Origin of the sequence: Dictyobacter aurantiacus, from assembly GCF_003967515.1 — a bacterium.
GTDB classification, from domain to species: domain Bacteria; phylum Chloroflexota; class Ktedonobacteria; order Ktedonobacterales; family Ktedonobacteraceae; genus Dictyobacter; species Dictyobacter aurantiacus.
Genome location: NZ_BIFQ01000001.1, coordinates 5,399,465 through 5,413,684, shown reverse-complemented (window position 1 = coordinate 5,413,684; position 14,220 = coordinate 5,399,465). Strand labels below are relative to the sequence as shown.

The following is a 14,220-nucleotide window of genomic DNA, read 5'->3' as shown; positions in this document are numbered from 1 at the left end:
ACATTCCTCAAAAGGACCTGCGGGAGGACAGCAGTGTGGGGGCAGCGAGGATGGTGCCCCAGACGATGAGGATGATCAGCGGATCAAAGACGGTGTGGACGCGCATCAGGTCGCTCAGGAAGTAGCCGCCCAGCGTGGTTAGCGTCCAGGCGAAGAGGACGGTCAGCGAGGGCAGTCCCATGGCCTGCACGAGGGGGAGACGGCGCGTACGCGGCCAGCGGAGCAGGATCAGCCAGAGCAGGGCGCACCAGGGGAAGAGGATGTTGCAGGCGTAGAGCAGGCGATGGAAGGCGAGCAGCGCGTTGACGACCTGCGCGCTCCAGCCGTGCTGAACACCGCCGGGAGGCGCCGGCAGGGTGCTGACTGGGTAGTAGCTGTTTAGCGAGGCGAAGAGCATGGGCACGGTCTTGAGACCAAACTCAAGGGGATGGCGCAGGATGATGGCGCGGGCGAACTCACCCATCTGCCGGCCGTTGTCGCGTCCCAACTCGGGATGCCGCGCCACCAGCTGGTAGGGTGTCAGGTGGGCGTGCCGCACGTTGTCATCGATAACGCGGCGCAGCGACTCATATTGCGGCGGCGCCTCGTTCTGCATCTGGTACTGCATCACCTTGCCAATCAGGTTCATGTTCTCGACATAGGTCAGCCCCGGATAGTGGTTGATGAGCAGATTGCCGAGCACGTAGCCGCCCAGCAACACATAGAGCACCACCAGCGGCCGCGCGAGTCGCGGCAGCAGGAGACGCAACCGTTCGCGTCCGCAGCGCATCCACAGCAGATAAGCGTAGAGCAGGACGGGAAAAGCGGCCCACTCCGGTCGCGTAAAGAAGAGCAGTCCCAGGCACAGCGTCAGCCACTTCAACAGCCGCCATTCACCACGCAGCAGGATCCGCACCACCAGCAGACTGATCGTCAGCAGCAGCCACAGCGAGAGCCCCTCGGTCATCAACGTTTTACTATACGAAATCAGGATTACATTGCTGGCCAGCAGCAGACCCATGACCAGGGCCAGCCACGTGCGCTGGAAGATCAGATAGGTCAGCAGATAGAGCTCCAGCACCGCCAGTATATAGAGAATCCCCTGCACTATACTAACAGCCAGCAGGTTCGCGGGGCCGGCGACCGCTGTCACCAGCAAGATAAAGAGGGGATAGGTCGGCAGGCGAAAGACGTTGATCGGATTGCCGGTCTCGCGCAGCTGGCGCGCGAATTCCAGATAGCCCGGCGTATCGGCCGTCAGCTCCACGTAGGGATGATAGAAATAGTAGAGTCCCACCGTCAACGCCGCCACCAGCAGGACTATTCCACCCCCGATCCAGGTCGCCGTTCTGGCCCGGCTCCACCACCAGCCCCCTTCCACAGCTCCTGCTTCCAGCGCTCTATGCTGAAATATACGCATCGCTCATTTCCGTTTCAACCCATGCGGGAAATTCCAGAAACACAATCAATTTCAGCAATACATGATAAGGCATCAGCAGGATTTGTACAAGCAGATGGGTCGAGGAATTTAAAACATTCTTGTTCGGCAGAATTGAACAGCTAAAATTTTCCGTTTCCTCAAACAGGAGCGGTATCTATATACATAGGAAGTCAGACAAAGCCATAGAATGATGGAGGAAATACATGAGCAATCCCGAGCAGTCGCGCCAGAAACCATTTAAGCCGCTCAAGAAGATCGGCCTGCCAGCACATAAATATTACGAGCCCGGAGCGTACGCGATAACGATTTGCGCGCTGGAACGCGAAAAAAACCTGTTCCATCATCCCAAACTACGCACGATTCTGTACGAAGAATGGGCTAAACTCGCCCAACGCTACGTCGGTGTCACGCCAGGAACAATTGTAGTCATGCATGATCATCTCCATTGTATGTTGATCCTACAAGACGGATATGAACACGAAACGAGTGCGCGCCAGATAATCAAAGCGTATAAAGGCCTGGTCGCCAACGCCTGGCTCCACTACCTGGACGAAAGCGGGGCCAACCTCCCCGGCAAAATATGGCAATATCGCGCCTATGACCACGTCATCAACGACGAAATCGATTTCAACAACCAGACCGCGTACATCCTCAACAACTCCACCAAACACAAGGCAAAACAAAAAAAACGCCCGAAAAAACCCAACCCCAACCAACGCCCCCCAACCCCATAGGTTCGGACCTCGCATCCGATTTTTACCTCCCCCATCGAAAACGCCCCTCGAAACATCATCGTCGGCCGACCCAAATCGGACGACGGCGGTGTTCCGGGAGCGGGATCATGCGCGGAGGTGGGAAAATCGGACGCGAGGTCCGAACATATGGAGGCGGGGGCGCCGCGCCGGCGGCCGTCAGGAGGTGAGGAAGAGGTAGATGGCGAGGAGGACGCCGATGACGCTGGCGATAACGGTGAGGGCGACGGCGGAGCCGGCCATGGGATGAAATTCATTGCAGTCGATGTCGCGGCGCACGCGCAGGAAGTTGCGCAGGGCGGCGATGATCGTGAGGATGCCCAGCACCGTGAGGGAGACGCCGAAGAGCGCCGAGTAGTGCAGGGAGAGTGGAGAAACGGGCTGGCTTTTGAGGCCAAGCTCGCGCAGGAAAAGGCCGAAGCGGGCCACGACAAAGCCGATGGTGATGGTAGCCAGCCCCGTGCGAATCCAGGCCAGGAAGGTGCGCTCGTTGGCCAGGTGGTTGGTAACCTGTGTGCTGGTGCGCCGGCCCGCGCGGGCGGCGCTCTCCTTTTGATCGTCTGGCTCCTCTACCATAATTTTCCATTTCTCATTTATGCATACGACCCCGTGCCCGGCCGGTCCGGCTTTCAAGAAACGAGAGCCGGGCACGGGATCGCTGCGCGACAAAGCCGGGGCGAGCCCGGCGCCTACGTTTCCTTTTGCAAGGACGCGTTCTTGACGCTATTCTTTATGCTGCACCAGGGTCCACCAGGCATAGATGCCGGCGAACATAATAATGATACCGGCACATATATATAGTGCGTTAATGGCGTTCAAAGATGCACCACCACCCACATCCAGGCGCAGCGACCTGAGCAGCGTGCTGCTCAGGTAGCCGCTGAGGAAGGTGGCCAGCAGCGAGCAGACGGTTATGAACGTGCCCCGGGCGGCGTAGATGCGCCCGACCAGCTTCTCGGGTGTGGCCTTGAGAATCAGGGGGCCAGTGACGACGGCGGCGTGCATGTTGGAGACGTTGGCGATGAAGAAGCCGAGCAGGGCCAGCAGCGGATTGCTCTGCCAGCCGATGAACAAGATAGCCGCGCCCGAGACTACGGCCGCGCAGGCGTAGATTCTGGTCTCGCCAACCTTCGAGCCATAGCAACCGACCAGCCAGGTACCCAGGATACCTCCGGCAGCCGGGATGGCGCAGAAGGGTCCGTAGAGGCTGGCGGGGACGTGCAGGTTGCCGGTGACCAGGAACAGGCAGAGTGTGTTGACGATGCCCAGGCCGAAGAAGAAGCCGCCATCGGCCAGCAGCAGCGGCAAGAGCAGGGCGCTAGCATGGATAAAGCCGAGACCGTCCCATAGCTCCCTGAAGAAGTGGCGCGGCCGCCTTTCCACCATCCCTTGCGGCGGTGGCGCGGGCGGCTGGATCTGTCTGATCATGCACCAGGACCAGCCGAACGAGACCACGTCAAAGACGATGGCCCAACCGATGCCGAAGCTGGCGTAGAGCACACTGGCGATGGCGGGGCCGAGCGTCCAGGCGAACATGCCGGTCCCCATGCTGAGAGCCGAGGCCCGCGTGCGCTGCTCCTCCGGCACAATCAAGCCGAGCAGGGCCATGCTGGATGGATTAAAGAACTGGCTACAACAGCTGGCGCCCCCAACGATCACATACAGGACCGTCAGTTTGATGGGTAACGGCAGGCTGAACGGCATGGGCAGCACACCGGAGAGCAGCAGCAGAGAGCAAACGAGCAGGGCACGCAGAGCGTCCATCACCAGCATCGTGTGCCGCTTCGGCCAGCGATCCACCAGCACGCCGGCGAACGGGCTCAGCAGCAACGACGGCAACGCCACGGCCAGTCCGATCCCGCTCACGGCCAGCGGAGCCTGGCTGCCGCGACGCAGCAGATCGGCGACCCACAGCACCAGCACGGTATCAAAGATGGTATCTCCGATCAGCGAGACGCTCTGCCCCAACCATAAAAACGTGTAGTTGCGATTGATCAAGCGCAGGCGGCGTCCATAGAGCGCCCGCAACTTTTGATAGCGATAAAGCATAGCTATTTCCTTCATATGCGCAATAGTGTAGATCATATTCACAGCAAGCAGAACGCGCGCAACGAAGGGTGTAGGCGAGGATGCTGGGAGCATCCTCAACCGGGCTTGCCCCGGCTTAAGAGGCCGCTTTGAAGCAACGAAGGGTGTAGGTGCCGGGCTTGCCCCGGCTTAAGAGGTCGCAAACAAGCAAGGCACCATAAAAGTGATGGTGTCCTCACGAATGATTGCGTGGAGATGATGATCCGGCCTTCGCTAGCGCGCTGTGGGAGCGGCCGCGCCGGGAGGATGGGCGATGACGCCGACGACAATGGTCGTCTGCTGCATCAATAATGTATATTTCGACAAAATATCTGTCCTTATCGTCTCATATAAACATATGGTTAATACGTGCACATTAACACAGGTATTGGCATAATGTCAATACATCAACACATGTAACGTCACGGCATTTTCGTGCCCCACCACCCCTCCACACCCACCCCCTCCACATAGGTTCGGACCTCGCGTCCGATTACCCCTCCACGCACGAATACGCCCATCATAAGTCCGGACCTCGCGTCCGATTACCCCTCCACGCACGAATACGCCCATCATAAGTCCGGACCTCGCGTCCGATTACCCCTCCACGCACGAATACGCCCATCATAAGTCCGAACCTCGCGTCCGATTACTCCTCGCCCCCCAAACATCATCGCGAGGCGAGGAGTAATCGGACGCGAGGTCCGAACATATGGGCAGCGGAGGTTAATAATATTGTTCGATGCGTGCGTGGGTTTCGCGTAGCTCAGCTTCGTTTTTTTCCAGTTCGGCCTCGATGGCGTCGAGCTGCTGCTTCATGCTCTGCAGCTGGGACTCGTGCTCTTTGGCGGCCTGCAGCTGGGTCTGGGAATCCTGCAGACGCTGCTTGGCGCTCTCAAGGCGCTGCTGCAGCTGGCGCAGCCTCTCTTCGCGCTGAGCGGCAAAATCGGTGGCCGTGGTTCCAGCGGTGGCATCCTGCGGCGCCTGCTGCTGATCAAGGGGAGCATTTTCCGTCGTGGACGCGGCTGTCTGATACTGCTGGTGATCAGCCTCGTCGATCTGCCCCTGGTCGGCGCTGAGATCTGGCTCGGTGTTGTAATTGGTGGACAGGGTAGCGACCTCGCCGTTGTGCGTCGCGGGACTCTGATAGGCGGCGTTTTCGAATGTGTCCGTGTGCTGCGCCGTCGAGGTTGTGTTATCGGTACTATTGTCTACCGCGTTGGCGGGCTGCGCGTCCAGGGGAGCGTTGTCAGCGGCTGGTGTGCCGGGCGTCTCGTCATATGTAACGGTCGTCGGGTACTCGCGGTTCGCGCCATCGATCACCGGAGCCGAGGTGGCATTCTGCGTATCCGAGTCCGTCGCGGGCGCGCGGTATGCTCCGGCCCGATCATCGCTGCCGACTGGCTGTGTCGTCTCATCGGTGATATCCCCCTGATTGTCGGCGCTGTTATAGTCCTGGCGATCAGCGGTAGGGTCGTCCTCGGTCTCGGGGGACCGGTAGTCCTGCGCGGCCTGGTCCTGGTGGTCGGGCGCGTTCAGGTGCTCATCACTGACGGACGGCTCGCGAATGGGAGTAGTATCCTCCGGCAGGTTCTGCTGGTGATCAACGACGCTCTCCGGCTGGATGTTGTCCGGCAGATCCCGCTGATCGGCCGCGCCCGCGGGGGCTACGGTGCTATTCTGTTCAGTATAGTCAGCATTGTTCTCGTTATACTCGGCATTGCTGTCGTTATATGCCGTATTATCATTGTTATATGCCGCGTTGTCATTATAGGTATAGTTGTTGTCGTTGGCGTACTCATGCACCGCTGTCTGGTCGTTTGTGACAGCCTCCTGGCGCGGATTGGTCTCCTCATTCAGCGGCTGGCCGTGCTCGGCGTTGTTTCCCCAGGTCGAGGATGCCGGCTGCTGCGCGTAGTCTTCAGGATGCTGCGTGTAGGGAGACATCTGATGCTGATAATCGGTTGACTGCTGCGCGTAGGCCGCCGAAGGATTGTTGAAATCGGTCTGAGGCTGCGCGTAGCCGGCATCTTCGTTCATGCCCTCCGCTTCTCGCAGGGTGTTGTGGATACCATAAGCGCCAAATTGATGAAAGATGTTCATGGCCTGCTGCTCATTATCGAGGGCCTGAACGGCCATGACGATATTGCCGTTATCGTATTCGTTGGCATAGTAGCGCGCCTGCTCGCTCGTTAAGCCCATCCCGGTCAGATCGTTGGCCAGGTCGCCCGAGCCGGACGCGTTGGGACCGGTAAACAGGTGTTTGAGATCATTCAGAAAACCGCCGGAAGTGTTATCAGGAACCGAATAGCGGATCTGGTCCTGTGCAAAGCCAGCCTGGTACAGGGCCTCGATCACCTGCTCAACCACCGATCGGTCCCGGAAGACGCCTACTACCGTAGGAGATGGTGTTACTGACATAGTGCTGCTGCTCCTTCGATGAATCCCTATTAGATAAATTTCCTCAATTTTCGGCCTTTGACGTCATCATTTAACGTCACTGTCATTTATTATCTCTACTCTACTCACGAGCTTAACCATAAATTAGATGCACTATAATCAATCCAGGATGTGTCAATCTCCAGGTGATAGAAACTGGTCAATTTTTTGCGTGTAATTACGCGCCTTTTTGGTGATATAGGAGTAAATACATATGCTACACTAGCTGATCAGGAGACGATGGCTGATGGAGAAGTTTGAAGATATACTACAGAATGTAGAGACGATGCTGGCGACGGAACGGCCACGACTGCTGCGCCTGTGCACGCGGATCACGGGGAGCACGCTGGTGGCCGAGGATATGGTGCAGGAGGCGCTGCTGGTGGCGTGGCGGCACCTGGATGATCTGCGCGAGCCAGAGAAGTTCGCGCCCTGGCTGAACGGGATCGCGCGCAATGTATGCCTGCGCTGGGTGAGCCGGCAGGCGCGTGACACGGCTCAATCGTTGGAGCTGCCGCTGCGGCACGAGGATGGCATGGCTTCGCTGGCCGAGACGCTGGCCGACGAGATGGATGTTGAGATCGAGATGGAACGCCAGGAGCTGGCGGAACTGCTGGACCGGGCGCTGGACCTGCTGCCCACAGAGACCCGCATGACGCTGCTGGAGCGCTATGTGCGCGAGTCGTCCCTGTCGGAGATCGCCACGTTGATGGGCATGAACGTCAACGCGGTCTCAATGCGCCTGCAGCGCGGCCGTCTGGCGCTGCGCAAGGTGCTGGCCAGCCAGCTGCAGCTGGAGTCCGAGGACTACACGCCAGTCGAGGACGATAGCTGGGAACAGACCTCGCTCTGGTGCTACCTCTGTGGGCAACATCGCCTGCTGGGGAAATTAAAGCCTGACCAATTGGAGCTGCACTTAAAGTGTCCCGGCTGCTGTCCCGAGAGAGGGGACTTCATCTCAACCAATAGTGGATTTAGGCAGATCAGAGGGATTAAAGGATATAAGCCGGCCGTAACACGCATGAACAATTGGGCCAACTACTACTATCGCACGGCGCTGAATACCGGCTCGGTTCCCTGCTGCGAGTGTGGACACCCGGTGGCGCTCAACTTTGGTCTACCCGACACGGCGGCAAGCTGGATGCGCCAGCGTGCTACTCCTGTCATCAACCTCTTCTGTGGGCACTGTCAGTCGCGCAGCTATAGCTCACTGGAACATCTGGCGCTCTCACTGCCAGCACTCAATCAGTTCCGCCGCCAGCATCCACGCATTCGCACGCTGCCCTCGCGCTTTATCGAGGCACAGGGGGGACGCGCCATGGTGTCCAGCTATGAGAGCGTCACCAGCGCCGCACGCGTCGATGTCGTGACCTCATTGGAAAACTTCCAGACCCTGCGGATCGGAGGCCAGGTATGAACGTCAATCAGTCAGAGACGGAACCGATTCAGTTGCCCGCTGCGGTTGTGGAGAAGAGGCGGCTGCCGATCGTGGCGCTCTTTATCGCCAACGTCTGCTCCTACATCGGAGACGTGCTGATGATGCTGGCCATCCCCTGGCTGGTCCTGCAGACGACGGGGAGCGCCGCGCAGGCGGGCATCACCGCCTTCTCGTCGATGCTGTCCGTGGTGATTTCGTCCTTCTTCGGCAGCCTGCTGATCGATCGCCTGGGCTACAAGCGTACCAGCGTCTGCGCCGACATCGCCAGCGGCATCGCGGTCGTCCTGATTCCTCTATGCTATATGACCATCGGCCTGTCGTTCTGGGAACTGCAGGCGCTGGTCTTCCTGGCTGGCCTGCTGCAGACGCCCGGCAGCCAGGCTCGCTACGCGCTGCTGCCCGATCTGATCACGCTGTCGCGGATGCCAGCTGAGCGCGCCAACTCGCTCTACGACGGAGTGCGCCGCGTGGCCGGCTTCTTCGGCGCGCCGCTGGCTGGCGTGCTGATCATCGCCATCGGCACCGCCAATCTGCTGTGGGTCGATGGCGCCACCTTCTTCTTCTCGGCCATCCTGCTGGCCTGGGCGGTTCCACACACGCCGCCGGTACGCAAGGCCGACGAGAAGAAGGGGGGCAGGGAAAGCTACATCGAGGAGCTCAAGGAGGGGCTAATCTTTGTCCGCCGCACGCCAGTTATGCTCACTATCGTTATTGTCGTTATGATTACCAACTTGCTGGATCAGGGGATATCTGGCGTCATCCAACCGGTCTACGTCAGGCAGATCTTCGGCAACCCGCTGGCCCTGGGCGAGCTCGTCGCGGCCTTCGGTGGGGCCGCCTTCCTGGGTACCATGCTCTTTGCCTGGATCGGCCACCGCCTGCCGCGCCGCCGCACGCTGGGACTCAGCTTCACGCTCTCGACCGTGCTGCGCTTCCTGCCACTGGCCCTGGCCTTGCCACTACCGCTGCTGATCGCGGCCTACATCGTCGCAGGCCTGCTGATCGGACCGGTCAATCCCATCTTCTCCAGCGTCGAACAGGAGTTGGTGCCGGTCGAGATGCGCGCCCGCGTCTTTGGAGCTCTATCCGCTGGCGTCAGCTGCGGCATGCCGCTCGGTGGCCTGATCGCCGGCTTCTTCGTCCAATGGACCGGCGTCATCCCGGCCATCATTGCCTTTGGCATCATCTACCTCGCCTGCACCATATCATTATTGGTCAATCCCGCTCTCAAAGCCATCGATAAACCACCCGAAACACACGAAACGTCCCCCCAACGTGGAAACCCCATGTAGGGTCGACCTTCAACGGTCGACAGGCCCGCGAGCGCCAGCGACGGCGGGCCACGTCCCCGGCCTGTTCGGCTTCCCAGGAAAACATCTCGCCCCACGTGGTGCCCCAGAAAGAACGTTTGCTTTTGGGTTCGTGTGCGCAACGTTCCCCTCGCGAAAGGCCGGGGAAACGGTATCGTAGCGGCGGTTCACGTTGGAGGGAGGGGATATTTTCCCTCCCTCCCTCGAATATATGTCAATCGAGGTAGCGGTAGGCGGCGGTGGTCAGGAAGTCAGTGAACTCGGTGGCGGTGACGAGGTTGTCGAGGATGGTGCCGGCGGTGACGAGGCGGCGGATAGCATACTGGTTGGTGCCCATCGTCTCGCGCAGCGCCTGCGTCTCTTCGGCCAGCAGTTGGCGGAACATGCCTCGGGTAACCTTGCGGCCGTCGTTGAGCACGCCGTCGGGATGGTGGACCCACTGCCAGAGCTGGGCGCGCGAGATCTCGACGGTGGCGGCATCCTCCATCAGGCCGTTGATGGGGACGCAGCCGTTGCCGCGTAGCCAGGCTTCCAGGTACTGCAGGCTGACGCTGATGTTGGTGCGCAGCCCTCGCTCGGTAATCCTGCCATCAGGAATCTGCAGCAGGTTGACGGCAGTGACATACACGTCCTCACGCTTGCGTTCGATCTGGTGGGGGCCGCCCATGATGGCATCGAACTCTTTGCGGGCGAGCTCAACCAGGCCGGGATGGGCCACCCAGGTGCCGTCGTGTCCGTCGACGGCCTCGCGCCGCTTGTCGGCCTGGACACGGGCCATAGCCTCGGCGTTGGCCTGCGCGTCGCGCTTATTGGGGATCTGAGCCGCCATGCCGCCGATGGCGTGGGCGTGGCGGTGGTGGCAGGTCTTGATTGTCAGCAGCGAGTAGGCGCGCATGAAGGGGGTGCGCATCGTCACGCAGGCGCGATCCGGCAGGATAAAGTCGGGCACGTGGCGAAACTTCTTGATGGCGCTGAAGATGTAGTCCCAGCGACCACAGTTGAGCCCGGCCGAGTGCTCGCGCAGCTCGTAAAGGATCTCATCCATCTCGAAGGCGGCCAGGATGGTCTCGATCAGTACGGTAGCCTTGATGGTGCCCTGCGGGATGCCCAGGTACTGCTGGGCGAGGCAGAAGACGTCGTTCCACAGCCGCGCCTCCAGATGGCTCTCCAGTTTGGGCAGGTAAAAGTAGGGACCGCTACCGTTGGTCAGCAGATGGCGGGCGTTGTGGTAGAAGTAGAGGCCGAAGTCAAACAGGCTGGCCGAGATCGGCTGAGCGCCGATCAGCACGTGCTTCTCCTCCAGGTGCCAGCCGCGCGGCCGCACGAAGAGGACCGCCGGCTCCTCGTTCAGGCTGTAGTGCTTGCCCGTAGCGGGATCATCATAGCTGATGGTGCGGCGCACCGCGTCAAAGAGATTGATCTGCCCCTGCATGGTGCCGTGCCAGGTCGGCGCATGCGAGTCCTCGAAATCCGCCATGAAGACCTGCGCGCCCGAGTTGAGCGCGTTGATGATCATCTTGCGCTCAACTGGACCCGTGATCTCGACGCGCCGGTCCCACAGCTCACTGGGGACGGGCGCGATGATCCATTCGCGGTTGCGAATGTGCGCGGTCTCAGGCAGGAAGTCGGGGAGCTGGCCGGCGTCCAGTTCCGCCTGCCGCTGCGCGCGCCGCTGCAGCAGGCGCTGGCGTTCAGGTTCAAAGGTCGAAGAGAGCAGCGCGATAAAGTCCAGCGCACCCGGCGTAAGGATCTGCTCATACGCCGCCGTCATCGTGCCCTGAATCGTCACCGGGACCTCCGGCGCCGTTACACCCCATCGTGCAGTTTGTACGCTTGCCTGTTCATCGATCATAGCCTGTGCATCCTTTCAGAAGTTCATCAATCTCTCTGCGTGGTCAGGTAGTTAGAATTGCGCGGCCTCGGTGGATTCCGCCATGGCCGTGGTCGAGGACTGGCCGGCGGCGATGACCTGCGTCACCTCGTCGAAGTAGCCGGTGCCGACCTCGCGCTGGTGCCGGGTGGCGGTATAGCCCAGGCTCTCCAGACCGAACTCGGCCTGCTGCAGCTCGGAATAAGCGGTCATGCCCTGCTCGGAATACTCGCGCGCCAGCTTGAACATGCTGTAGTTGAGGGCGTGGAAGCCAGCCAGCGTAATAAACTGGAACTTGTAGCCCATCTCGCCCAGCTGCTGCTGGAAGGTGCGAATGGTGGCCTCGTCCAGCTTCTGACGCCAGTTGAAGGAAGGGGAGCAGTTGTAGGCCAGCAGCTTGCCCGGGAAACGTTCGTGAATGGCGTCGGCGAAGCGCCACGCCTCCTGCAGATTGGGCTCGGAGGTCTCGCACCAGATCAGGTCACAGTAGGGCGCGTAGGCCAGGCCGCGCGCAATGGCGGTCTCAAGTCCCGAGCGCATGCGATAGAAGCCCTCGGGCGTGCGCTCCCCGGTCAGAAATGGCTGATCGGCCGGATCGACATCGGACGTGATCAGTTTGGCCGCGTTGGCATCGGTACGAGCAATCAAGATGGTGGGAACGCCCATGATATCGGCGGCCAGCCGCGCCGAGGTCAGGTGCTTGATGGCGCTCTGCGTCGGGATCAGGACCTTACCACCCATGTGGCCGCACTTCTTCTCGGAGGCCAGCTGGTCCTCGAAGTGCACGCCAGCGGCGCCAGCCTCGATCATGGCCTTGGTCATTTCAAACACATTCAAGGGACCCCCAAAGCCGGCCTCGCCATCGGCCACGATCGGCGCGAACCAATCGATCTCGCCGCTGTGACCCTCGCTGTGCTGGATCTGATCAGCCCGCTGCAGCGCCTGGTTGATCTTGCGCACCACCATCGGCACGCTATTGGCCGGATACAGGCTCTGATCGGGATACATCTGGCCCGCCTGGTTGGCATCGGCCGCCACCTGCCAGCCACTGAGATAGATCGCCTTCAATCCCGCCTTGACCTGCTGCACCGCCTGGTTGCCGGTCAGCGCGCCCAGCGCCGCCACGTACGGCTCGGACTGCAATAAGGACCATAGACGCTCGGCGCCACGGCGCGCCAGCGTGTACTCGATGTGAAGTGAACCGCGCAGCCGCAGCACATCCTCCGCGCTATACGGACGCTTCACACCCTGCCAACGTTCATCGCTCTCCCACTCCATCGAAAGATTGTCTACCTGATGACCGTTCATGTTGTTCTCCTTATTCTTTCTCGCCAATAGCAAAGCCAGACCCATAGATTCTGCAATTTTCGATTGATGGGAAAGCGGAGATGCAAGGGGCGGCGAGCCCAAGCCGGGACAAGCCCGGCACCTACGGGGGCTCGGGGCCTCTCCCATTGGCCTCAACCTACGGGGTGCAGGGGCCTCCCTGCCGGGGTGCGGGGTGTCCCCGCCCATCCCCCTCCCTATCGCCCGCGTAGCGGGCGAATAACCCATCAAACGCAGTTTGCAAAGCACCAGGGCTTTAGCCGCTATTTACTGTTCCCTAAAGCAAGGATACCATTAAGATTTACCGGAAATCTACACTTAAGCTTTCAAATTCGTGAGGAATTTGATAACCTTTTCGTTATGTCAAGCTGCTATAAGCACAGCCGTATGGCACCTGGGCGCCCGTGGCAAGCCGATGTAAGGAGGTTTACAAGCAGCCATAGCGGCATGATGAGGAAGAAAAAGTGGCCCGTAAACGAGTCCATGGTGGGGGAATTAGAGCTCAATGGATCTTGACAGTGATGAGAAAACCGTTTATATGCTATATAACAATATGCTTATCAAGTTTATGCTGGAGGTTGCGACGATGCATCAACTGAACTTGCACCGTCTGGCGACGTTTCAGGTGGTGGCGAAACATTGCAGTTATAGTCGTGCCGCCGACGAACTACATTTTAGCCAGCCAGCTGTCTCGGCCCAGATACGCCTGCTTGAAGATTCCCTGGGGGTGCGGCTCTTCGACAAGATCGGGCACAAGACCCACCTGACGCCCGCCGGAGAGGAGCTCTACCGCTATAGTGAGAAGATCTTTGCCTTGATCGATGAGACGATCGAGACCATGGATACGCTGCGCAATCCTCACTATGGCCACCTGCGCGTGGGAGCCGACACGACCGTGGGGACGTACGTGGTGCCGCGCGTGCTGGGCAAGTTCCGCCAGCTCTATCCCAACGTCGAGATTACGCTGGAGGTGGTCAATCGCGGCTACCTCGTGGATGACCTGAGCCAGAACCGGGTGGACATGGTGATCATGGGCAAGATTCCAACCGAGATTCCGGCCTTTGTGGCGCCATTCGCCCCCAACGAGCTGGTGCTGATCGCGCCGCCCACGCACCGGCTGGCCGGCTGCAAGCGCATCCCCTTTTCCGAGCTGGCGCGCGAGCACTTCCTGCTGCGCGAGATCGGCTCGGGCACGCGCAACGCCCTTGAGCAGGCTTTCCAGAACGCCGGCTACCCCCTGCTGGTCAGCATGCAGATGGGGAACAACAGCGCCATCAAGCAGAGCGTGGCCGCCGGCCTGGGCATCGCCCTCATCTCGCGCGTCGCCATCGACATCGAGCTGGAGACGAACCGCCTCGTCATCCTCGACGCCGAAGGCTTCCCCATCACCCTGCAATGGCGCCTCGTGCACCTCAAAGACAAAAATCTGTCGGCCACGGCCCGCGCCTTCAAAAACTTCCTGCTCCAAAACAGCGAGGTCCCACAAACATTAATTTCGTAACGCCGGGAATGGGGCTGCCTGGCGGCGGAACCCTCATGATCTTGAAGAAAATACGAAGGGATAAAAACCGTTTGCCAGAATACGATCATGTATCCTC

The 14,220-nt window shown here is 60.0% G+C and carries 10 protein-coding genes; 4 read left to right on the top strand and 6 right to left on the bottom strand.

Annotated features, from left to right (window positions below):
- Window positions 1-7: 7 nt before the first annotated feature.
- Window positions 8-1,399 carry a glycosyltransferase family 39 protein gene (locus tag KTT_RS21760; RefSeq protein ID WP_126598162.1) on the bottom strand — a complete coding sequence of 464 codons (1,392 nt, stop codon included), beginning with the start codon at window positions 1,397-1,399 and terminating at the stop codon, window positions 8-10.
- 224 nt (window positions 1,400-1,623) lie between these two features.
- Here KTT_RS21760 and KTT_RS21755 point away from each other — a divergent pair, with 224 nt between their 5' ends.
- Entirely contained in the window at window positions 1,624-2,154 is a 531-nt protein-coding gene (locus KTT_RS21755) for a transposase (RefSeq protein WP_126598160.1), read from the top strand.
- Between the two features lie 177 nt (window positions 2,155-2,331).
- On the opposite strand, the gene KTT_RS21750 is transcribed toward KTT_RS21755, so the two are convergent.
- From KTT_RS21750 to KTT_RS21740, 3 genes are all read right to left on the bottom strand, one after another.
- A complete protein-coding gene (locus tag KTT_RS21750) occupies window positions 2,332-2,748 on the bottom strand; it encodes a YidH family protein (RefSeq protein ID WP_126598158.1) in 417 nt (138 codons plus the stop codon).
- Between the two features lie 147 nt (window positions 2,749-2,895).
- Complete coding sequence (locus KTT_RS21745) at window positions 2,896-4,221, bottom strand: MFS transporter (RefSeq protein WP_160146030.1); 1,326 nt, start codon at window positions 4,219-4,221, stop codon at window positions 2,896-2,898.
- A gap of 744 nt (window positions 4,222-4,965) precedes the next feature.
- On the bottom strand, window positions 4,966-6,660 hold the full coding sequence (locus tag KTT_RS21740) for a general stress protein (RefSeq protein ID WP_126598154.1): 1,695 nt from the start codon (window positions 6,658-6,660) through the stop codon (window positions 4,966-4,968).
- A 265-nt stretch (window positions 6,661-6,925) separates the two neighbouring features.
- On the opposite strand from KTT_RS21740, the gene KTT_RS21735 reads away from it, so the two are divergent.
- Both KTT_RS21735 and KTT_RS21730 read left to right on the top strand, forming a co-directional pair.
- Window positions 6,926-8,095 (top strand): RNA polymerase sigma factor, encoded by a 1,170-nt coding sequence (locus KTT_RS21735; protein ID WP_126598152.1) that lies wholly within the window; start codon window positions 6,926-6,928, stop codon window positions 8,093-8,095.
- Window positions 8,092-9,408, top strand: a complete 1,317-nt coding sequence (locus tag KTT_RS21730; protein ID WP_126598143.1) for an MFS transporter — start codon at window positions 8,092-8,094, stop codon at window positions 9,406-9,408. The genes KTT_RS21735 and KTT_RS21730 overlap by 4 nt, the downstream gene beginning before the upstream one ends.
- Window positions 9,409-9,640: 232 nt before the next feature.
- Here the strand turns inward: KTT_RS21730 and aceB are convergent, their stop codons facing one another.
- Window positions 9,641-11,278 (bottom strand): malate synthase A, encoded by a 1,638-nt coding sequence (gene aceB, locus KTT_RS21725; RefSeq protein WP_126598141.1) that lies wholly within the window; start codon window positions 11,276-11,278, stop codon window positions 9,641-9,643.
- Window positions 11,279-11,329: 51 nt separating this feature from the next.
- Window positions 11,330-12,604 (bottom strand): isocitrate lyase, encoded by a 1,275-nt coding sequence (gene aceA / locus KTT_RS21720; RefSeq protein WP_126598139.1) that lies wholly within the window; start codon window positions 12,602-12,604, stop codon window positions 11,330-11,332.
- 523 nt (window positions 12,605-13,127) lie between these two features.
- Between aceA and KTT_RS21715 the strand changes: the two genes are divergently transcribed.
- Complete coding sequence (locus tag KTT_RS21715; RefSeq protein ID WP_218030960.1) at window positions 13,128-14,123, top strand: LysR family transcriptional regulator; 996 nt, start codon at window positions 13,128-13,130, stop codon at window positions 14,121-14,123.
- Window positions 14,124-14,220 lie beyond the last annotated feature (97 nt).

What these genes read in the sequence shown, in the direction of transcription:
- KTT_RS21760 (WP_126598162.1), bottom strand. Translation starts at nt 1,399, where the DNA reads ATGCGTATATTTCAGCATAGAGCGCTGGAAGCAGGAGCTGTGGAAGGG.
- KTT_RS21755 (WP_126598160.1), top strand. Translation starts at nt 1,624, where the DNA reads ATGAGCAATCCCGAGCAGTCGCGCCAGAAACCATTTAAGCCGCTCAAG.
- KTT_RS21750 (WP_126598158.1), bottom strand. Translation starts at nt 2,748, where the DNA reads ATGGTAGAGGAGCCAGACGATCAAAAGGAGAGCGCCGCCCGCGCGGGC.
- KTT_RS21745 (WP_160146030.1), bottom strand. Translation starts at nt 4,221, where the DNA reads ATGCTTTATCGCTATCAAAAGTTGCGGGCGCTCTATGGACGCCGCCTG.
- KTT_RS21740 (WP_126598154.1), bottom strand. Translation starts at nt 6,660, where the DNA reads ATGTCAGTAACACCATCTCCTACGGTAGTAGGCGTCTTCCGGGACCGA.
- KTT_RS21735 (WP_126598152.1), top strand. Translation starts at nt 6,926, where the DNA reads ATGGAGAAGTTTGAAGATATACTACAGAATGTAGAGACGATGCTGGCG.
- KTT_RS21730 (WP_126598143.1), top strand. Translation starts at nt 8,092, where the DNA reads ATGAACGTCAATCAGTCAGAGACGGAACCGATTCAGTTGCCCGCTGCG.
- aceB (WP_126598141.1), bottom strand. Translation starts at nt 11,278, where the DNA reads ATGATCGATGAACAGGCAAGCGTACAAACTGCACGATGGGGTGTAACG.
- aceA (WP_126598139.1), bottom strand. Translation starts at nt 12,604, where the DNA reads ATGAACGGTCATCAGGTAGACAATCTTTCGATGGAGTGGGAGAGCGAT.
- KTT_RS21715 (WP_218030960.1), top strand. Translation starts at nt 13,128, where the DNA reads ATGGATCTTGACAGTGATGAGAAAACCGTTTATATGCTATATAACAAT.